Genomic DNA, 19989 nt, shown 5'->3' on the forward strand with positions numbered 1-19989 from the left:
CCCTAGACGGGAAGGCCGACGACAAACCGCGCGCCCAGGGGATCGGAAGTGACGTCGGCATCGGTCGGGCGGATATTCTCGGCCCATATGACACCTCCATGGGCCTCCACGATCTGCTTCGAGATGGCAAGGCCGAGGCCGGAATTGTTGCCGAAATCCTTCTCGTCGCGCTGCGAATAGAACCTCTGGAAAATCTTGGTGAGCGCCTGGTCGGGGATGCCGGGGCCGGTATCCTCGACCACGACAAGTACGCGATTCTCGCGCATGCGCGCCCAGATGCGGATCGCGTCGCCGTCCTCGCAGAAGCTGATCGCGTTGGTGATGAGATTGACGAAGACCTGCGCGAGCCGCGCCTCGAGCCCGTTGATGATGATGGGCTCCTTGGGAAAATCGGTGATGAAATCGATGCCCTGCGCCTTGGCGTCCTCGCCCAGGTATTGGCCGAGATTGCCCAGCATCGTGAGAAGATCGAAAGGCTCCTCCTCTTCCTTGACGAGTTCGCTGTCGAGCCGCGAGGCATTGGAAATGTCGCTTACCAGCCGGTCGAGGCGGCGCACGTCGTGGTCGATCACGTCAAGCAGTTTCTCGCGCTGGTCGTCGCGCTTGGCCACGCGCAGCGTGCCGACGGCAGAGCGCAGCGAGGCGAGCGGATTCTTGATTTCATGCGCCACGTCCGCCGCGAACTGCTCGTTCCCGTCGATACGGTTGTAGAGGGCGCCCACCATCCCCCGAAGCGCGCCGGAGAGGCGGCCGATCTCGTCGGGCCGCGAGGTCAGATCGGGGATGCGGATGCGGGCCGAACCGGACTTGCCGCGATTGCGCGCGCCGCCGACCTCGGCCGCCGCGGCCAGGTCGGCAAGCGGGTGCGCGATGGTCGAGGCGAGAATGAGGCTGAGGCCGATCGAGACCAGGGTGGCGATGATGAACATCTGGAGCACGCGCTCCCGCTCGGACATCACGAGATTGTCGATCTCCCCCGCGGCGCTGGTGATCGCGACGACGCCCACGGCCGTGCCGTTCCGTTCGATCGGGGCCACGGCGGCAAAGATCGTGCCCTCGGCGGTCTGGCCCGTCTTGACCTGCGTGCCGTTCTCGAGCGCCGGCGCGACCATGTCGCGCAGCAGATCCTCGGTTGTGGGAAGACGCTCGTCTCCGTCTCCGCGAAACGGTGTGGAAATCGCGGTCCAGACCGCGTTGAGCGCGTCGATGATGACCGTGGGCCGGGCGGTTCCGCCAACGCCTCCGTCCTCTCGCGCGCCGACGACCTCTCCGACCGCCACGCCCTCGGAATCGAAGACCACCACCTCCGCGCCACCGCGCAGATCGAGCCCGTCGAGCGTCTCGCCCACGTCCACGCCGTCGCCGGTCACGAGGTTGACGGGCGCGCCACTAGGCAACTGTGCCTCGAAGACATCCGCCACAAGCTCCGCCTCGCTCACGAGCCCCTCGATCCGCTGCACCGCCAGCCCGTCGCGCGAGGAATTGAGATAGAGGATACCCGCCACCAGCACGTTCAGGGCGATGAGGTTGAATGTGATGATCTTCCGCGTCAGCGGCGATGAGCGCAGCGAGGCGAGGCCACGCCGGTTGCGGCGCTGGCGCACTTCCTGCTCTACGACGCTGTCGGGCGCGACGAAGTCGTCGCCCAGAACGACGTCACCCCTTCGTCCGCGTGCCGCGTCGCGCACATGCGCCCCCTCGACCAGTGCCATGATTACTCTTCGTTATATCTGTAGCCGATACCGTAAAGCGTCTCAATCGCCGAGAAATCCGGGTCCACGCTCCGCAGCTTCTTGCGCAGACGCTTGATATGGCTGTCGATGGTCCGGTCGTCGACATAGACCTGGTCGTCATAGGCCACGTCCATCAACTGATCGCGGCTCTTGACGAAACCGGGTCGCTGCGCGAGCGCCTGGAGAAGAAGGAACTCGGTCACGGTGAGCGATACGTCCCGCCCCTTCCACGAAACCGAGTGGCGAAGCGGATCCATGCGCAGATCGCCACGCTCGATCACCTTGCCGTCCTCGGCATCGCTGGCCGAGATCGTGCCGTCCATCGCGTCCTGCCGGCGCAGAAACGCGCGGATGCGCTCGACCAGAAGCCGTTGCGAGAACGGTTTCTTCACGTAGTCGTCCGCCCCCATGCGAAGACCCAGGACCTCGTCGATCTCGTCATCCTTCGACGTCAGGAAGATCACCGGCATCGAGGATTTCTGACGCAGGCGCTGCAACAGGTCCATGCCGTCCATCCGCGGCATCTTGATGTCCAGAACCGCCATGTCCGGCAGCTTCTTGTTGAAGGCGTCGAACGCCTGCTGTCCATCATTGTAGGTTTCGACCTCGAACCCTTCCGCTTCGAGAGTCATGGAAACCGATGTCAGGATATTCCTGTCATCGTCCACAAGGGCGATTTTCGACATTTCTGATTTCCTTGTACTGCTCAATTGCCTGATTTTTTTCAACACTATGCGCGCAACCCGTGATCGCGATCAATCCAATTCTGCGAATCAACACGGACCTGCGACCGATTTGACGCAGAAAGTCCTTACGAATGGCTAATTTGCCCCGGTCCCGCCGGATCCTGCGCGGGGGGTTGCCGTCTGGCAGGGCTGATTGCGCTAACTTCATGGTGGTTGCGCTAACTGCTCGGAACCGCCCTGTTCTTTCTTCAAATCACCGTGTTATGAGGCCGGCAACGGGCCGGGAAGGCATCGCTTCCGAACCGCGGGCCCGCTGGACCTGGCCGCGTCTGCCGGCCCTACCAAGTGGAGAATGAAGGCTATGACAGTCGGACGGGTGAATCCGCAATTCCGTGTCGAGGACCAGGGCATCACCGGGCTGGGCGAAGTCCACTACAACCTGATCGAGCCGGCACTCGTCGAGGCCGCGCTCAAGAACGGCGAAGGCGCCCTCGGGCGGGGCGGCGCGTTTCTCGTCTCGACCGGCAAGTTCACGGGCCGCTCACCCAAGGACAAGCACGTGGTCCGCACCGACAGCGTGGCCGACAACATCTGGTGGGAGAACAACGCCGAGATGTCGCCCGAGGGCTTCGACGCGCTGCATGCCGACATGGTGAAGCACATGGAAGGCGGGCGCTACTACGTTCAGGACCTGACCGGCGGCGCCGATCCGGCGCATTCCATCAAGGTCCGGATGATCACCGAGCTTGCCTGGCACGGGCTCTTCATCCGCCATCTGCTGCGGCGCCCCGACCGCGAGGCGCTCGATCATTTCACCGCCGATTTCACCATCATCAACTGCCCCAGTTTCAAGGCCGATCCCAAGAAGCACGACTGCCGCTCGGAAACCGTCATCGCGATGAATTTCGACCGCAAGATGATCCTTATCGGCGGGACCGAATACGCGGGCGAGAACAAGAAATCCGTTTTCACCCTGCTGAACTACCTTCTGCCCGAGAAGGGCATCATGCCGATGCACTGCTCGGCCAACCACGCGCGCGGAAACCCGGTCGACACGGCCATCTTCTTCGGGCTTTCGGGCACGGGCAAGACCACGCTCTCGGCCGACCCCGACCGCGTGCTCATCGGCGATGACGAGCACGGCTGGTCGGATCGCGGCACTTTCAACTTCGAGGGCGGGTGCTATGCCAAGACCATCAACCTCAACCCCGAAGCCGAACCCGAGATCTACGCGACGACCTCCAAATTCGCGACCGTGATCGAGAACATGGTCTACGACGAGGAGACGCGCGAGCTCGATTTCGACGACGATTCGCTCACCGCGAACATGCGCTGCGCCTACCCGCTCGATTACATCTCGAACGCCTCGGCCACCTCGGTCGGGGGGCATCCGAAGAACATCATCATGCTCACCTGCGATGCGTTCGGCGTCCTTCCGCCCATCGCGCGGCTTACCCCGGCGCAGGCCATGTATCACTTCCTGTCGGGCTTCACCTCCAAGGTCGCCGGCACCGAGCGCGGCGTGACCGAGCCCGAGCCCACCTTCTCCACCTGTTTCGGCGCGCCCTTCATGCCGCGTCGTCCGGAAGTCTACGGCAACCTCCTGCGCGACAAGATCGCGAAGCATGGCGCGACCTGCTGGCTCGTCAACACGGGCTGGACCGGCGGCGCCTATGGCACCGGCTCGCGGATGCCGATCCGCGCCACACGCGCGCTTCTGACGGCGGCCCTCGACGGATCGCTGTCGAAGGTGAAGTTCCGCAAGGATCCGAACTTCGGCTTCGACGTGCCGGTGGATGCACCCGGCGTTCCCGAGGTCCTGCTCGACCCGCGCCGGACTTGGGACAATCCCGAAAGCTATGACCGCCAGGCTGCGAAACTGGTCGAGATGTTCGCCAAGAACTTCGAGCAGTACCTGCCTTACATCGACGAGGACGTGAAGGCCGCCGCCATCGGCTGACCTTCCCCACGCGCAAGGGCCGGCCTCCGCGAGGTCGGTCCTTCTTCCTCGCGCGACAGCCTCCTATCCGGCCAGGTAGAATCCCAGGTAGAGCACTGCGCCACCCGTCACGATCGTCGCGATCACGTTGCGCGTCCAGAGGCCGACGGCGACCGCCGCGAAGGCCGCGACGAGCCGCGCGGGATCGACCTCTCCGCCGGTCGCGGGAGGCCAGAGCACCAGCGGCGCGATAAGCGCGGGCAGCACCGAGACCGCCGTGTAGCGCAGGTGCCGCAGGACCCACCCCGGAAGCGAGCGGTTCCCGATCAGCCCGAGGAAGACGAAGCGAAAGAAATAGCTGCCCCCGCCAAGCGCCAGGATCACGATCCAGAGCTGCACGTGATCGATCATGCCCAGCCCTCCGTGCGGCGCTCGACCTCGGCTCCCACGACCATGCCGACCGCACCGGCGGCGATGATACCGAGGCTGTAGGGCATCCATGTCAGCATCAGCGAGGCGGCAATCGCGCTGATCGCCGCCACGCGGTGGGCGCCGGTGCGCAACATCGGCGCGACAAGCGCGATGAAGGTGATCGGGATCGCGAAATCGAGCGCGAGCGCCTCGGGAATGCGCTCTCCCACCAGCGCGCCCACCACGGTGAACACGATCCAGTTCGGGATGAGAGGCGAGGACATGCCGAAATAGAAGGCAAGGCGCTGGCGCAGGGTCCAGTGCGGATGCGCTTCGAAGACCGCCGCGCCGCCGGCGGCGTTCTGGTCCACCAGGCAATAGGCCACGAGCGCGCGCATCGGCAGCGAGGCCTGGCCCAGATGCGGCACCAGCGACGCCGAATACATCGCGAGGCGCAGGTTCACCGTCAGCGCCGCCGCGATCACGATCAGCGTCGGCACCCCGTCCTGCAAGAGCTGGATGGCGGTGAATTGCGACGCTCCCGCGATGGTCAGCGCCGACATGGTGACCGCCTCGAAAAGGTTCAGTCCGGCCTCGGTCGCCACGACGCCGAACAGCACCCCGAAGGGCGCGAGAATGACGATGAAGGGCAGCCCGGCGCGCACGCCTTGCCAGTAGGGCGATTTGGTGTTTTCCATTGTGTGCCTGCCAAAGTGCGCTCTCGCCATTGGCCTAGCCCGAAGTCCGAGGAGACGCAATTGCCCCCGCCCCTGCCCCCCCGCGACTACGTCATCGCCCCCGATCCCGCGCGCGACGATCTCACGCGGCGCATCGACGGCGTGGACCACGAGGGGCAGGCCATCCGCATCTCCGTGGTCGAGGAATGCCCCCTCACGATATTCCTCAACGGTCAGGAAATCGTCACCGCCATGACGATCGGGGATTACCCCGAGTATCTCGCGCTCGGCTTCCTGCGCAACCAGGGCATGCTGCAACCCGGCGAGACCGTGCAGGGCGTGGAGTTCGACGCCGATCTCGAAACCGTGGTCGTGCGCACCGACGGGCGCACCACCTACGAGGAGAAGCTCGCCCGGAAGACGCGCACCTCGGGCTGCGCCGTGGGCACCGTCTTCGGTGACATGATGGAGGGGCTCGAAGATCTGCGCCTTCCCGATTGCGAACTGCGCGCCTCGGATCTCTACGCCCTCGCCCATCGCATCAACACCACCCCCTCGCTCTATCTCGAGGCGGGGGCCATCCACGGCACCGTGCTCTGCCAGGGCGATCGCCCGCTCGTCTACATGGAGGACGTGGGACGGCACAACGCGGTGGACAAGATCGCGGGCTGGATGTTCTCCGAAGGGATCGAGCCCGGCGACAAGCTTCTCTACACCACCGGGCGGCTGACCTCCGAGATGGTGATCAAGACCGCCCTCATGGGCATCCCGGTCCTCGCCTCGCGCTCGGGCTTTACCGCTTGGGGCGTCGAGATCGCGCAGCAGGTCGGACTTACATTGATCGGCCGGATGCGCGGCAAGCGGTTCGTCTGCCTCTCGGGCGACGAGCGTCTCATCCGCGATATCGACACCGCGAGCCTGCCCGAGGAAGACCGCAAGCACCGCCGCAAGGGAGCGACAGAATGACCAGCTTCGATCCGATGGAAGAGGCCGATATCGACGCGCTCATCGCGCTCTGGGACGCCTGCGACATGACCCGGCCCTGGAACCCCCCCGAGGTCGACATCGCGCAGTTCCGCGCAAGCCCGCACGCGGCCATCTTCGTCCATCGTCACGAGGGGCGCCTCGTCGCCGCCTTCGCGGTGGGTGAGGACGGGCATCGCGGATGGGTCTACTACCTCTGCACCGACCCCGCGCACCGCCGGCACGGTCTCGCCCGCGCCGCCATGGCCCAGGCCGAGGACTGGGCACGCGCCCGCGGCATCGCCAAGCTGCACCTCATGGTGCGTCTTTCCAACGCCCCCGTCCTCGCCTTCTACGAAGGGCTCGGCTACGAGGACAGCGGCGTGGTCGTCATGCAGAAATGGCTCGACCCCGAGCGGGCGCGCCTCCAGGCGGAGCATGCCGATGCCCTCTGACATCCGCAGGCTCCCCCGGCCCCCGCGGCGCGGCACCATCCACGGGAGGCCCGAGGCCACATGAAACAACCGCTCGGCATCATTCTCGCGGGCGGGCTTGCCACGCGCATGGGCGGCGGGGACAAGACGCTCCTGCGCTTGGGCGACCGCCCCATCCTCGCGCATGTGATCGACCGTCTCGCGCCGCAGGTGGCGGGGCTCGCGCTCAACGCCAACGGCGATCCCGCACGGTTCGACGAGTTCGGCCTGCCTTTCCTGCCCGACACCGTCGCCGATCATCCCGGCCCGCTCGCCGGGGTTCTGGCCGGTCTCGACTGGGCCGCGCACGAGGGCGCGGAGACGGTGGTCAGCGTCGCGGGCGACACGCCGTTCTTCCCTTGCGACCTCGTCGCCCGGCTGCAATGGGCGGCCGAGGGCATGGCGCACCCGCTCGTCCTCGCCGCGACGCCCCGCGATCCCGGCACCGACACGAAATCCGAGACGCGCTCGGGCCTCATCCGTCATCCCACCTTCGGCCTCTGGCCCGTCGCGTTGCGTCACGACCTGCGCTCCGCGCTCGAAGACGGCCTCAGAAAGGTGGTTCTCTGGACCGAGCGTCATGGCGGGCGCGAGGCGCTATTCGACGGCCCCGGCGACCCCTTCTTCAACGTCAACACGCCGCAAGACCTCGAACACGCGCGCACCACGCTGGAGCGCGGCGCATGAGGCTCTACGGCATCACCGGCTGGAAGAACGCGGGCAAGACGGGCCTGGTCGAACGTCTCGTGACCGAGATCACCGGGCGGGGCCTCACCGTTTCCACCGTGAAACACGCCCATCACAGTTTCGACGTGGACCAGCCCGGTCGCGACAGCCATCGTCATCGCACCGCCGGTGCGACCGAGGTCCTGCTGGCCTCCGGCGCCCGCTGGGCGCTCATGCACGAACTTCGCGGCGCCGAAGAGCCGGCGCTCGACGACCTGCTCACGCGGCTCTCACCCGTCGACCTCGTGCTGATCGAGGGCTACAAGCACGCGCGCCATCCCAAGATCGAGGCATGGCGCGCGGAAACCGGCCATCCGCTCATTGCGCCGGGTGACTCCTCGATCCGCGCCGTGGCCGCCGATGCGCCGCTCGATCTCGACCGGCCGGTTTTCGAGCTCGACGACACGTCGGCCATTGCCGATTTCATCCTGCGCGAGGTGGGGCTATGACACCATGACCGGGTTCGACACCGTCGCCATGGTCGATTGGTCCGCCGCGTCCCGGCCCTCGCCCGCGCGTCCATCAAAGGATGCGATCTGGCTGGGCATGGCCCGACGGGGCGCACCCTTCGCGCCCTCCTACTTCCGAACGCGCCGCGCCGCCGAAGCCGCGCTTGCCGGTCTGATTACCGCGGAACGTGCCGCCGGTCGCCGTCTCCTTCTCGGCTTCGACTTCCCCTTCGGATATCCCGCCGGGTTGGCGCGGGCGCTCACCGGATCGGATGATCCCTTCGCGGTCTGGAACTGGCTCGCGGCGCGTATCACCGACAACCTCCGGAACCGCAACAACCGCTTCGACGTGGCCTCTGCCATGAACCGCGTGCTGCCGGGTGCCGGGCCGTTCTGGGGCAAGACACATGCCGACCGTTGGCCCGACATCCCCTATCGCAAGGCGGGCATCACCTATGACGCGATCCCCGAGAAACGCAGCTGCGACCGCGTGGCGCGCACCTCCTCGAGCTGTTTTCAGCTTTGCTACAATCCCACGGTCGGCTCGCAGGTCCTGATGGGACTGCCGATGCTGAACCGCTTGCGCCGCCTGCCCGGTGTCGCGATCTGGCCCTTCGAGGACTGTGCCACCGCGCCTGTCGTCCTCGCCGAGATCTGGCCCGGCCTCATCGAGAACGCCGTGCGCACCGCCACCCGCGCCGATCCCGAGGCGATCCGCGATGCGGTGCAGGTCACGCGGCTCGCCACCGTTCTCTCGCGCCTGCCTCCAAGTGAATTGGCCGCGATGATGCGGGATCTTCCCGACGCGGCGCGCGAGGAGGCCTGGATCCTCGGCGCCACGGCACGCGACCGTCTGACGGCACTGGCGCAGGATTGCGGCGCGTCCTATCTGGAGACCGAGCGGCAGATGAGGACAATCGCATGACCGGAGAGCCCGACCCCGAGGCGCGGCTTATGCCCCCGCCCCTGCGCGACGATTGCTTCGCCATGCCCGCGGGTGTGGAATGGACGCCCGTGGAGGACGCGCTGGCGCTCCTGCGCACGAACCTCGCCCCCGTGACCCCGGCCTCCGCCCTGCCCGCCACCGAGACATTGGGCCGCGTGCTGGCCCGCCCCGTCACCGCCCGGCGCGCCAATCCGCCCACGGCAAACTCGGCGGTAGACGGCTACGGCTTCGCCCATGCGAGCCTGCCTTCTGGCGATCCGGTCCTGCCGCTCGTTGCCGGGCGCGCGGCAGCGGGCGTCCCGTTCGACGGCACGGTTCCGCCCGGCCACGCCATACGCATCCTGACCGGCGCCGCCCTTCCCGACGGGGTGGATACCGTCATTCTCGAAGAGGAGGTGCGCACCGACGGCAGCGCCATCGCCTTCCGTGCCGGGATCAAGCCGCGGGCCAATGCGCGTCGCGCGGGCGAGGACGTGGAGGCGGGACAGACCATCCTGCCCGCGGGCCGACTCGTCACGGCGCCCGACCTGGCGCTCATGGCGGCGACGGGCGTGGGCGAGGTCATGGTGCGCGACCGGTTGCGCGTCGCGGTGCTCTCCACCGGGGATGAGCTGGCCGAGGCTGGCGAGCCCGCCGCTGAAGGGCAGATCTGGGATGCGAACCGACCGATGCTCTTGGGCCTGCTCGAACAGTTCGGCTATGCGCCCCTCGACCTCGGGCGCTGTCCCGACGACCGGGGCGCGCTTGCCGCCGCCCTCGACCGCGCCGCGGAGGGCGCGGACGCGATCCTAACCTCGGGCGGCGCGTCGGCGGGTGACGAGGACCATGTCTCGGCTCTGCTGCGCGAAGCCGGGGCCATGACGGAGTGGCGGATCGCGCTCAAGCCGGGGCGGCCGCTGGCGCTTGGCCTCTGGCACGGCACGCCGGTTTTCGGACTGCCGGGCAACCCGGTGGCGGCCCTCGTCTGCACGCTCATCTTCGCGCGTCCCGCGCTCCGGGTGCTGGCCGGTGAGGAATGGCGGATGCCGCAGGGCTTCGATCTGCCCGCCGCCTTCTCCAAGTCCAAGAAGCCCGGCCGCCGCGAATACCTGCGCGCCCGCATCCGAAAGGGTCGCGCCGAAGTCTTCGCTTCGGAGGGATCAGGCCGGATCAGCGGACTGAGCTGGGCCGAGGGGCTCGTCGAGCTTGCCGACGGCGCGCGGGAGATCGCGCCCGGAGACCCCGTGCGCTACATCCCCTACTCGAGTTTCTTCTGAAATCGTGAATGCCCGGGCGCGCCCGTCAGGAGCAATCTCAGTCGAAGATACCCGAGGCACGCCCCAGGAGCATGAAAGCCCGCGCGGTGCGGGTATTCGACAACTCCGTGATCTCGCCGTCATCCGCCGTTTCGGCAAAACGCGCCATGGTGCGATCGAAAAGCCGCAGAAAATGATGCGCGGCATCGCGAAAGATCGTGTCGCTCTTCATCCGCGCCGCCGTCAGCGCCAGCGAGGACCGGTCGCGGATCCCCCCCAGCGCGGCCAGTTCACGCCCCCGCTCGCCCGCGGCAAAGCGGCGCCACAGCTCCGGGCGCGCCAGGTCTGGGCGCAAATCGTCCATGTAGATGCCGTCCTGGCTCATCAACGTCAGCACGTCCTGCGCGGCCTGGACAAGCTGGGCGGTGGGCCGGTCCTTCAGCGCGCGGCGCAGCGCGTCGAAGCCGGCCTTGTCCTGGGCGTTCTCGGGGAAATTGAGCGCGCGGATGAAATCCTCGGTCGAAAGCGGCGGCGTCATATCCTCGGCGGTGGTTCCAAGCGGCAGCGCCGCCTGTTCGGCGGCCGGCGCGGGCGCTGCCACCTGCGCGCCCACGCGCCGCACCGGGACCGGCGCCTGCCGGACGGTCGAGAAGGTGGCAAGCGCGGTTTCCGTCTTGCGCTGTGCCGCGGCGATCTCGTCGAGCTTCTTGGTGACGCTCTCGTCGCTCACGCGTTGATCGTTCTGTTTCGCCTGCGCCACATAGGCCTTGCGGATGGCGTCGATCGCGGCCTGGAGCCGCCGGCTCTCCTCGCGCATCACCCGCGTCGTGCGCGCCGACATCACCGCGATCCAGATCATCGCCACCGGCATGAAGATCGCGAGCATCGTCATCACGAAACGGAAGGCGCCGCCCTCCTCGCCGGTGCCGCTTCCCCAAATCAGGAAGAAGCCCGCCGACACCACCAGCCAGATCAGCGAACACGCCACGGCCAGCAGCTCGATGCCGGTCATCGGCTCCTTGCCCTGGGGATCGGGGCGCCCGCCTCCGGGCGCATGGCGGTCGGACATCTGCGCGATCTCCGTCAGATATACTCGATCTTCAGAACTTCGTAGGACCGCTCGCCGCCGGGCGTGCGCACCTCGACGCTGTCACCCTCGTCCTTGCCGATGAGCGCGCGCGCGATGGGCGACTTGATGTTGAGAAGCCCGTTCTCGATATCCGCCTCATGCTCGCCGACGATCTGCCAGGTCCTTTCCTCGTCGGTGTCCTCGTCGACCACCGTGACGGTCGCGCCGAACTTGATCGACCCCGAATGCTTGGCCGGGTCGATCACCTCGGCAAGGCCGATCACGCCCTCGAGTTCCTTGATGCGTCCTTCGATGAAGCTCTGCTTTTCCTTGGCCGAGTGATACTCGGCGTTCTCGGACAGGTCACCATGCTCGCGCGCCTCGGCGATCGCGCGGATGATGGCCGGGCGTTCCTCGCTCTTGAGCTGCTTCAGTTCCGCCTCTAGAGCCGCGTGGCCCCGGCGGGTCATAGGTATCTTTTCCATTCGTCCGGTATCCGTCGTCTCGGGTCTTTTCCGCGCGGCCGGGGCAGACATGCCGGGTGCCGCGCGATTTTCATGGCAAACTGCCCCGAAGGCCGGGGGGTTTGCAATGCCGAACTGCGACTGGGCGCGCTTTCCCGCCCCCTGAAGCGGGAAAATTGCCGCATTCCCGCCCCCATGACGTCGTGTTTGAATTGACCTCGACGCACCCCGCGCGATAACCACGTGCGAAACCTTGTGACCCAGACAGCCACGCCTCGGGAAAGGACGGAACGCATGTCCGAGATTGAACGCGAAGCCATGGAATACGATGTCGTGATCGTCGGAGCGGGGCCCGCGGGCCTATCGGCGGCGATCCGGCTCAAGCAGCTTGATGCCGACCTGAATGTCGTCGTGCTCGAGAAAGGCTCCGAGGTGGGCGCGCATATCCTCTCGGGCGCCGTGCTCGACCCCATCGGCATCGACCGGCTCATTCCCGACTGGAAGAAGAAGGGCGCGCCGATTACCGTCCCGGTGAAAGAGGACAATTTCTACATGCTGGGCGAAGCGGGCAAGATCCGCGTGCCGAATTTCCCGATGCCGCCCCTGATGAACAATCACGGCAATTACATCGTCTCGATGGGCAATGTCTGCCGCTGGATGGCCGAACAGGCCGAGGAACTGGGCGTCGAGATATTCCCCGGCATGGCCTGCTCCGAGCTCGTCTACGGCGAGAACGGTGAGGTAAAGGGCGTCGTCGCCGGCGAGTTCGGCATCGAGCCCGACGGCACCAAGGGCGCCAATTACGAGCCCGGCATGGAACTGCATGGCAAGTACGTTTTCCTCGGGGAAGGCGTGCGCGGCTCGCTGTCGAAACAGGTGATCGCCAAATACGACCTCGCCCAGGGCAAGGAGCCGCAGAAATACGGCCTCGGGATGAAGGAAATCTGGGAAATCGACCCCGACAAGCACCGCGAGGGCACCGTCACGCACACGATGGGCTGGCCGTTGGGCAAGAACGCGGGCGGCGGATCGTTCATCTATCATCTCGACAACAACCAGGTCTACGTGGGCTTCGTCGTCCACCTGGGCTACAAGAACCCCCACGTCTTCCCCTACATGGAATTCCAGCGGTTCAAGCATCACCCGATGGTGGCCGAGCTTCTCGAGGGCGGCAAGCGGGTGGCCTATGGCGCGCGCGCCATCTCCGAAGGCGGCTGGCAGTCGATGCCGAAGATGGTCGCGCCCGGCGTGGCGCTGCTGGGCTGTTCGGTCGGCATGGTCAACGTCCCGCGCATCAAGGGCAATCACAACGCGATGCTCTCGGGGATGGCCGCCGCCGAAGCCGCGCACGAGGCGATCAAGGCCGACCGCGCGGGCGACGAGCTTGCGGATTACGAGAAGGCCGTGCGCGAAGGCGATATCGGCCGCGATCTCAAGAAGGTTCGCAACGTCAAACCGCTCTGGTCGAAATACGGGCTCACGGCTTCGCTCGGGCTGGGCGGGTTCGACATGTGGACGAATACGCTCGGTTTCTCGCTTCTCGGAACGCTGGGGCACGGCAAATCCGATGCCGAGGCGACCGAGAAGGCCGAGGCCCACAAGGAAATCCCCTACCCCAAGCCCGACGGCAAGCTGAGCTTCGATCGGCTCACCAACGTCGCGTTTTCCTTCACAAACCACGACGAGAACCAGCCCGCGCATCTCAAGCTCAAGGACCCGTCGATCCCGGTCAAGGTGAACCTGCCCGAATATGCCGGCCCCTCGGCGCGCTACTGTCCGGCAGGCGTCTACGAATTCGTCCACGAAGAGGGCAAGGAGCCTCGCTTCGTCATCAACTTCCAGAACTGTGTCCACTGCAAGACCTGCGACATCAAGGATCCGTTGCAGAACATCGTCTGGACGACGCCGCAGGGCGGGGACGGGCCGAATTACCCCAACATGTGACGTGAGTTCTCGTTGCCGGTGCCTTGCCGGGCGGTCTCGTGCCGCCCTGCATTGCGTTGGGCGGGCGCGCGGATTAGGTTCTCGTTACCAATGGGCGATCCGAGGCACCGAGCATCCGCATGAGTAATCGTTTTCTAGTTACCGTCGTCACCGCGCTATCCCTTGTCCCGCTTTCCGGGACCGCCAGCGCCGAGGTGGCACCGGGCGCATATCTGGCCGCACGGCAGGCGCGCTACAACAGCGATTACGCCGCGGCCGCCGAGTACCTGACACAGGCGCTCCTGCGCGATCCCGAGAACGCGGAACTGCTCGATCACGCCACGGCCGCCTTCGTTTCGCTTGGCCGCATCCGCGCCGCGATCCCCATCGCCCGGCGCATCGAAGAGCTGGAGCTTCAGAGCCAGATCGCCAACATGACGCTCGTCGCCGACCTGATCAAGGAAGAGGACTACGACAGTGTCATCGCGCGCGTCGAGGAGGATCGCGCCATCAGCCCGCTTGCCGATGGCCTGCTGGCCGCCTGGGCGCATCTTGGCAAGGGCGACATGTCCACCGCGCTCGGACTTTTCGACGCGGTGATGAAAGAGCCGGGCATGAGCGATTTCGCCGCCTATCACAAGGCGCTCGCGCTCGGCACGGTGGGCGATTTCGAAGGCACGGTGGCGATCTTCTCGGGCGATGCCGTGGGCGAGGTGCAGACAACCCGCCGCGGCGCCATCGCATGGGCCGAGGCGCTGAGCCAGCTCGAGCGCAACGAGGATGCGATCAAGGTGATCGACGACACGTTCGGCAAAGGGCTCGACCCCGAGCTTGCCGATCTGCGCGCGCGCCTAGAAGCCGAAGAGCGCGTGCCCTTCAGCCGCGTGTCCGGCGCCACCGACGGTGTGGCCGAGGTGCTTTATTCGCTGGGCCGCGCCTTGTTGCAGGAGACAAGTTCCGAATACGTCCTCGTCTATTCCCGCCTCGCCGAGTATCTCAGCCCCGATCATATCGACGCACAGATCATGAGCGCGGAACTGCTCGAGGATCTGGGCCGCTACGAGCTCGCGACCGAGGCGTATGCGCGTGTGCCCCGCGATCACCCCTCCTTCCACGTGGCCGAAATCGGCCGCGCCGAGACGCTGCGTCGCTCGGGGCGTCTCGAAGCGGCAGCCGAGGTGCTCAATCAGCTCACCAAGAGCCATCCGAACCAGCCGGTCGTGCATGTCTCGGCGGGCGATCTCTTCCGTCAGCTCGAGGAGTTCGACAAGGCCGTCGACGCCTATGACCGCGCCGTCGAGATCTACGAAGAGCAGGACGAGCCGCAATGGTTCGTCCATTACACGCGCGCCATTTCCTACGAACGCCAGGGCAAATGGCCCGAGGCAGAGGCCGATTTCCGCCGCGCGCTCGAGCTCAATCCCGAGCAACCGGAGGTTTTGAACTACCTGGGCTATTCGCTCGTGGAAAAGCGCCAGAAACTCGACGAGGCGCTCGACATGATCGAGCGCGCGGTCGAGCAGCGCCCCGAAAGCGGCGCCATCCAGGACAGCTACGGCTGGGCGCTCTACCGGCTCGGCCGCTATGACGAGGCGGTGGGCCCGATGGAAACCGCCGCATCGCTGTCGGCGGTCGATCCCGTGATCAACGACCACCTCGGCGATGTGCTCTGGGCCGTCGGACGCAGGACCGAGGCCGAGTTCCAGTGGAAGCGCGCGCTGAGCTTCATCACCGAAGACACGCCCGAGCAGGATATCGACCCCGAGCGCATCCGCCGCAAGCTCGAGGTCGGCCTCGACGAGGTTCTGGCGGAGGAAGGCGCCGCGCCCATCGCCGTGGCGGATGACGATGGTTGAAGTCTTCGCGCCGGCCAAGGTGAACCTTACGCTGCATGTGACGGGGCGGCGTGAAGACGGCTATCACCTGCTCGACAGTCTCGTGATGTTCGCCGATATCGGCGACCGGATCGTCGCGCGCCCGGCCACCGAAACCACGCTCGAGGTCAACGGGCCGCTGGCCGGTGGCGTGCCGGTGGACGACGACAACCTCGTCATGCGCGCGGCCGCCATGATGGGCGCGACCGGCGCGCTCACCCTCGACAAGTGCCTTCCGCATGCCGCCGGTCTCGGCGGCGGTTCGTCGGATGCCGCCGCCACGTTTCGCGCACTCTCGATGCTGACGGATCGGCCCATCCCCGACACGTCCGACGCGCTGCGGCTGGGTGCCGACGTGCCCGTCTGCCTCGCGGGCGTCACCGCCCGGATGCGCGGGGTGGGCGAGGACGTGACCCCCCTGCCGGACATGCCGCAGCTTCACGGCGTGCTGGTCAACCCCAGGATCCCGGTCCTGACCAACACCGTCTTCGCCAATCTCGAACGCGCCGACAACGCACCCATGCCCGACGAGATACCGCTGGGTCTCGACGCATCCGCGATGATCGACTGGCTCTCGACCATGCGCAACGATCTTCAGGACGCCGCGATCGCCGCCGAGCCCGTCGTCCAGGAGGTCTTCTCGGCGCTCGAGGTCACGCCCGGCTGCCTGCTGACCCGCATGTCCGGCTCGGGCGGGACGTGTTTCGGCCTCTACGCCGACCGCGAAACGGCCCAATCCGCCGCCGGCCGCCTGACCGAGACGCACCCCACCTGGTGGTCGCACGCGGTGGTGTTGGGAAATGCGACGGGCTGAAAGCCCCGGTCACTCCTCGTCGAGAACCCCCCGAAACTCCCGCCATTCCCCCTTGCTCATGCCCGAGTTTTCCTGCGTGACCTCCTCGCCCCTGAGCATCCGGCGCACGCAATCGAGCGCGCGGGCCGAAAGCGTCGCCCCGCCCATGCGGTAATCCTCGAACGCGGCATAGGCCGCCGGCACCCAGTCGGCCACGATCTTGCAGATCTCCTCGGCATAGACCCGGATCTCGTATTGGGCATGGGCATCGGCGCGCAGGCGCAGGAAATGCAGCAGGTTGTGCAGGTCGACCTTCCAGTACCACTGCGTGTAGATATTCGCGGGAAGGTTCATCCGGGCAAGCTCCCTTGCGAGGCCCTGCTGTCCCTCGTCGCTGATCATCTCCTCGTAATGATCGTAACACCGCATCGCGTCATCGCGCAGATAGCGCAGGACACGCTCGGCCTCCTCGCCCTCGAGCGCCGCTCCCCGGCCCTGGTTGTTCACCACCGACTGCGCCGCAAGGTGCTCGGGCGCGGGGATATAGAATTCCCGGTCGAGGATCGAATAGCGGGCGGAGTATTCGTTCACGTTGGCCGTGCGGTGCCGGATCCACTGCCGCGCGACGAAAACCGGCAGTTTCACGTGCAGCTTCACTTCGCACATCTCGAAGGGCGTCGAATGCCAGTGCCGCATCAGGTAGCGGATCAGACCCTCGTCGTTCTGCACGCTCTTGGTGCCCCGGCCATAGCTCACCCGCGCCGCCTGGCAGATGGCCGCGTCGTCGCCCATGTAGTCGATCACCCGCACGAACCCGTGATCGAGGACCGGGTAGGCCGTGTAGAGATGGCGCTCCATCCCTTCGGCCACGGCGCGCGCGGTCGGGCGCGTTTCGGCACGCTGCGCGTCGATTTCGGCCTGCTGTTCTGGGCTGAGCGGCATGGGGCTTCCTTTCACGTCTGTGTGACCCGAGTCGTTTGCCACTATATCTGGTAGAACCGCGCCTGAGAACGGCGATATCGGCGCGATTTCGCCCCTCGACAGATCGCGGTGCCCCTCTATCCTTTGACTGGGCACAGATCACGAGGAGGCACTGCATGGCACTGAAATACCTACACACCATGGTCCGGGTGAAGGATCTCGACAAGACGATGGATTTCTTCCGCCTTCTCGGGCTCGAGGAAACCCGCCGCTGGGACAACGAAGAAGGGCGTTTCACCCTTGTTTTCATGGCGCCGCCGGGGCAAGAGGAATGCCCGGTCGAACTCACCTACAACTGGGACGGCGACGATGGGCTGCCCTCCGACAGCCGGCATTTCGGCCACCTCGCCTACCAGGTCGACGACATCTACGCCACCTGCCAGCACCTCATGGATAGCGGCGTGACCATCAACCGGCCCCCGCGCGACGGCCACATGGCCTTCGTCCGCTCGCCCGACAACATCTCGATCGAGTTGCTTCAGGCCGGCGACGCGATCGAGAAGAAGGAGCCGTGGGCCAGCATGGAAAACACCGGCCATTGGTAAGGCTCGCCGCCTGCCTCGCGCTGATCCTGGTCGCGGGATCGGCGTGGTCCCAAGCCGCGCCCTGCCGGTTGGCGCTTGCGCTCGGGCTCGACGTATCGTCGTCGGTGGACGCGCGCGAGTATGACCTGCAACGCCTCGGCCTCGCTGCGGCACTCGACGCGCCAGAAGTGCGTCATGCGATCCTTTCGGGATCGCCCGGCGACGTGGCACTCGCGGTCTACGAATGGAGCGGTTTCAACCAGCAGAAGCTCCATCTCGACTGGACGCTCCTGCGCAGCAATGCCGATATCAACCGGGCCATCGCCGCCCTCGCCGCGATGGAGCGCAGCCACGACGATTTCCCGACGGCCATCGGACAGGGGCTCGGCTTCGGGGCGAATACCTTGGCCCGCGCGCCCGATTGCGCGCGCAAGGTGCTCGACATCTCCGGGGACGGGATCAACAACGCGGGCTTCGGCCCCGCGGCGGCCTATCGCCATTTCCCGTTCGAAGACGTTACCGTCAACGGGCTCGTCATCAGCCGGGACATCGAGAAGACCATCTCCTACTATCGCGACAACGTGCTCTACGGGCCGGGCGCCTTCATGATCGTGACGGCCGATTTCGAAGGGTTCGCAGAGGCGATGGCCCGCAAGCTTCATCGCGAGATCAACGACCTGGTATTCGGCGCGGCCCCCCGGGACCGCGCGCGACAGGCGCCGGGATGACCGGCCCGGGCAGAGCGAGACGGCCATGTCCAACGAGGGAGGATCAGGGCCCACCAGGCCGCCCGCACGTCACCGACCGGGGGCACGCACCGCAGGCGAGGCGCAGGCGCGGCCGCGTCGGCTGGGCTTGCGCCGCGCTCCTCGTCCTTGTCCAGCTCTCACTCCCCGCCCCGCTTCACGCGCAGGCCGAAAAACCCTGCCGGCTCGCCCTTGTCCTCGCGCTCGACGTGTCCGGCTCGGTCGATGCGCGCGAGTATCGCCAGCAACTCGACGGCACCGCGCGCGCGCTTCTCGACCCAGAGGTGCAGGCCGCGTTCTTCGCCCTCCCGGGCGCGTATGTCGAACTCGCCGCGTTCCAGTGGGCCGCGCGCGATCAGCAGCACCTGCTTCTCGACTGGACACCGGTGACATCCTCGGCCGTGCTGCGGGACATGGCGGCCCGGCTCGCCGAGGCCGCCGCACCGTTCGACGACCCGCAAACGGCCATCGGTGCGGCGATGCTCTTCGGGGAGGCGAAGCTGCGGGAGCGGGCCGGATGCTGGGCGCAGACCATGGATATCTCCGGAGATGGCCCCTCCAACCACGGCCCCTTCCCCGACGAGGTGCTGCGGGACCTGCCGCCGAACGTGACCGTCAACGCCCTCGTCATCGGGCCGGGGTCGCGCGACAACATCACCAAGAACCTCGCCAACGCCGGTACGCTTCTCGACTATTACGAGGCGCGGGTGCTGCGCGGCGCGGGTGCCTTCGCCGTCACGGCGCGCACCTTCGATGACTACGCCGACGCGCTCAAGGCAAAGCTCCTGCGCGAACTGCGCCCGCTGGCCGTGGCTTCGGCGCCTCCGGGCGGGCGGGCGCCTACCGGCCGGCTCGAACCTCAGTAGATATACCTGATCTGGTCGGTCCAGTAGCGCTCCACCCGCCGGAGCGAGGCCGCGATCACGTCGATCCCGTCCGCGCCCAGAACGCCCTTGCCGCGCAGACCCTCCGCATGGCGCGCGAAAAGCCTCTTCACCACGTCGCGGATCTCGCGCCCCTTCTCGGTGAGGCGGACACGCACCGAGCGGCGGTCGATCTCGCATCTCTGGTGATGCATGTAGCCCATTTCCACCAGTTTCTTGAGGTTGTAGCTCACGTTGCTGCCCTGGTAATAGCCGCGCGTCTTCAATTCGCCCGCCGTCACCTCGTTGTCACCGATGTTGAACAGGAGCAGCGCCTGCACCGCGTTGATCTCGATCACGCCGACGCGCTCGAACTCGTCCTTGATCACGTCCAGCAGAAGGCGATGGAGCCGCTCCACCAGCGACAGCGCGTCGAGATAGCCGGTCATGAACCCGTGATCGTTCATCGGCGGGTCGAGGGGTTTGTGCATACTCATGAAACTCTCCGTGCGAT

21 protein-coding genes are annotated in these 19989 nt (G+C 66.4%); 13 read left to right on the forward strand and 8 right to left on the reverse strand.

Features of this window, described 5'->3' with window-relative positions:
- Positions 1-2 precede the first annotated feature (2 nt).
- Together K1T73_RS12115 and K1T73_RS12120 are read right to left on the reverse strand one after the other, a co-directional pair.
- Positions 3-1712, reverse strand: coding sequence for a sensor histidine kinase (locus K1T73_RS12115; protein WP_220600952.1), 1710 nt, complete (start codon positions 1710-1712; stop codon positions 3-5).
- 2 nt (positions 1713-1714) lie between these two features.
- Positions 1715-2419: a response regulator transcription factor gene (locus K1T73_RS12120; RefSeq protein WP_220600953.1), complete on the reverse strand. Its 705-nt coding sequence runs from the start codon at positions 2417-2419 to the stop codon at positions 1715-1717.
- Between the two features lie 361 nt (positions 2420-2780).
- Here K1T73_RS12120 and K1T73_RS12125 point away from each other — a divergent pair, with 361 nt between their 5' ends.
- Positions 2781-4379 (forward strand): phosphoenolpyruvate carboxykinase, encoded by a 1599-nt coding sequence (locus tag K1T73_RS12125; RefSeq protein WP_220600954.1) that lies wholly within the window; start codon positions 2781-2783, stop codon positions 4377-4379.
- A gap of 63 nt (positions 4380-4442) precedes the next feature.
- Here the strand turns inward: K1T73_RS12125 and K1T73_RS12130 are convergent, their stop codons facing one another.
- Entirely contained in the window at positions 4443-4769 is a 327-nt protein-coding gene (locus tag K1T73_RS12130) for an AzlD domain-containing protein (protein ID WP_220600955.1), read from the reverse strand.
- A complete protein-coding gene (locus K1T73_RS12135) occupies positions 4766-5467 on the reverse strand; it encodes an AzlC family ABC transporter permease (RefSeq protein WP_220600956.1) in 702 nt (233 codons plus the stop codon). The genes K1T73_RS12130 and K1T73_RS12135 overlap by 4 nt, the downstream gene beginning before the upstream one ends.
- Positions 5468-5527: 60 nt before the next feature.
- On the opposite strand from K1T73_RS12135, the gene K1T73_RS12140 reads away from it, so the two are divergent.
- The 6 genes from K1T73_RS12140 to glp are packed head-to-tail and all read left to right on the forward strand — an operon-like array spanning position 5528 to position 10259.
- The gene (locus K1T73_RS12140; RefSeq protein WP_220600957.1) at positions 5528-6412 is read left to right on the forward strand and encodes a formate dehydrogenase accessory sulfurtransferase FdhD; all 885 of its coding nucleotides are present in this window, start codon (positions 5528-5530) and stop codon (positions 6410-6412) included.
- Entirely contained in the window at positions 6409-6864 is a 456-nt protein-coding gene (locus K1T73_RS12145) for a GNAT family acetyltransferase (RefSeq protein WP_259400239.1), read from the forward strand. The genes K1T73_RS12140 and K1T73_RS12145 overlap by 4 nt, the downstream gene beginning before the upstream one ends.
- A 60-nt stretch (positions 6865-6924) precedes the next feature.
- On the forward strand, positions 6925-7569 hold the full coding sequence (gene mobA, locus K1T73_RS12150; protein WP_220600958.1) for a molybdenum cofactor guanylyltransferase MobA: 645 nt from the start codon (positions 6925-6927) through the stop codon (positions 7567-7569).
- Positions 7566-8057, forward strand: coding sequence for a molybdopterin-guanine dinucleotide biosynthesis protein B (mobB, locus tag K1T73_RS12155; protein ID WP_220600959.1), 492 nt, complete (start codon positions 7566-7568; stop codon positions 8055-8057). Before mobA ends, mobB begins: the two co-directional genes overlap by 4 nt.
- Before the next feature lie 4 nt (positions 8058-8061).
- Positions 8062-8982: a molybdopterin guanine dinucleotide synthesis gene (locus K1T73_RS12160; RefSeq protein WP_220600960.1), complete on the forward strand. Its 921-nt coding sequence runs from the start codon at positions 8062-8064 to the stop codon at positions 8980-8982.
- A complete protein-coding gene (gene glp / locus K1T73_RS12165; RefSeq protein ID WP_220600961.1) occupies positions 8979-10259 on the forward strand; it encodes a gephyrin-like molybdotransferase Glp in 1281 nt (426 codons plus the stop codon). Before K1T73_RS12160 ends, glp begins: the two co-directional genes overlap by 4 nt.
- Positions 10260-10296: 37 nt before the next feature.
- Here the strand turns inward: glp and K1T73_RS12170 are convergent, their stop codons facing one another.
- Together K1T73_RS12170 and greA are read right to left on the reverse strand one after the other, a co-directional pair.
- Positions 10297-11307: a hypothetical protein gene (locus K1T73_RS12170; RefSeq protein WP_220600962.1), complete on the reverse strand. Its 1011-nt coding sequence runs from the start codon at positions 11305-11307 to the stop codon at positions 10297-10299.
- A gap of 14 nt (positions 11308-11321) precedes the next feature.
- Positions 11322-11792, reverse strand: a complete 471-nt coding sequence (gene greA / locus K1T73_RS12175; protein WP_220600963.1) for a transcription elongation factor GreA — start codon at positions 11790-11792, stop codon at positions 11322-11324.
- A gap of 273 nt (positions 11793-12065) precedes the next feature.
- On the opposite strand from greA, the gene K1T73_RS12180 reads away from it, so the two are divergent.
- From K1T73_RS12180 to K1T73_RS12190, 3 genes are all read left to right on the forward strand, one after another.
- The gene (locus K1T73_RS12180; RefSeq protein WP_220600964.1) at positions 12066-13715 is read left to right on the forward strand and encodes an electron transfer flavoprotein-ubiquinone oxidoreductase; all 1650 of its coding nucleotides are present in this window, start codon (positions 12066-12068) and stop codon (positions 13713-13715) included.
- 119 nt (positions 13716-13834) lie between these two features.
- Positions 13835-15550 carry a tetratricopeptide repeat protein gene (locus K1T73_RS12185; protein ID WP_220600965.1) on the forward strand — a complete coding sequence of 572 codons (1716 nt, stop codon included), beginning with the start codon at positions 13835-13837 and terminating at the stop codon, positions 15548-15550.
- Positions 15543-16382 carry a 4-(cytidine 5'-diphospho)-2-C-methyl-D-erythritol kinase gene (locus K1T73_RS12190; protein ID WP_220600966.1) on the forward strand — a complete coding sequence of 280 codons (840 nt, stop codon included), beginning with the start codon at positions 15543-15545 and terminating at the stop codon, positions 16380-16382. Before K1T73_RS12185 ends, K1T73_RS12190 begins: the two co-directional genes overlap by 8 nt.
- A 9-nt stretch (positions 16383-16391) precedes the next feature.
- Here K1T73_RS12190 and thyX read toward each other — a convergent pair whose 3' ends face one another.
- Complete coding sequence (thyX, locus tag K1T73_RS12195; RefSeq protein ID WP_220600967.1) at positions 16392-17303, reverse strand: FAD-dependent thymidylate synthase; 912 nt, start codon at positions 17301-17303, stop codon at positions 16392-16394.
- Positions 17304-17458: 155 nt separating this feature from the next.
- On the opposite strand from thyX, the gene K1T73_RS12200 reads away from it, so the two are divergent.
- Genes K1T73_RS12200 through K1T73_RS12210 form a run of 3 tightly spaced genes read left to right on the forward strand, consistent with a single transcriptional unit; the run spans position 17459 to position 19478 of the window.
- A complete protein-coding gene (locus K1T73_RS12200) occupies positions 17459-17887 on the forward strand; it encodes a VOC family protein (RefSeq protein ID WP_220600968.1) in 429 nt (142 codons plus the stop codon).
- Positions 17881-18594, forward strand: coding sequence for a DUF1194 domain-containing protein (locus tag K1T73_RS12205; protein WP_259400240.1), 714 nt, complete (start codon positions 17881-17883; stop codon positions 18592-18594). The genes K1T73_RS12200 and K1T73_RS12205 overlap by 7 nt, the downstream gene beginning before the upstream one ends.
- On the forward strand, positions 18591-19478 hold the full coding sequence (locus K1T73_RS12210; protein WP_220600970.1) for a DUF1194 domain-containing protein: 888 nt from the start codon (positions 18591-18593) through the stop codon (positions 19476-19478). The genes K1T73_RS12205 and K1T73_RS12210 overlap by 4 nt, the downstream gene beginning before the upstream one ends.
- On the opposite strand, the gene K1T73_RS12215 is transcribed toward K1T73_RS12210, so the two are convergent.
- Positions 19472-19972, reverse strand: a complete 501-nt coding sequence (locus K1T73_RS12215; protein WP_409077705.1) for a MarR family winged helix-turn-helix transcriptional regulator — start codon at positions 19970-19972, stop codon at positions 19472-19474. The genes K1T73_RS12210 and K1T73_RS12215 overlap by 7 nt on opposite strands.
- Between the last annotated feature and the right edge of the window lie 17 nt (positions 19973-19989).

Origin of the sequence: Roseovarius sp. SCSIO 43702 (assembly GCF_019599045.1) — a bacterium.
In the GTDB taxonomy this organism is placed as follows: Bacteria; Pseudomonadota; Alphaproteobacteria; order Rhodobacterales; family Rhodobacteraceae; genus Roseovarius.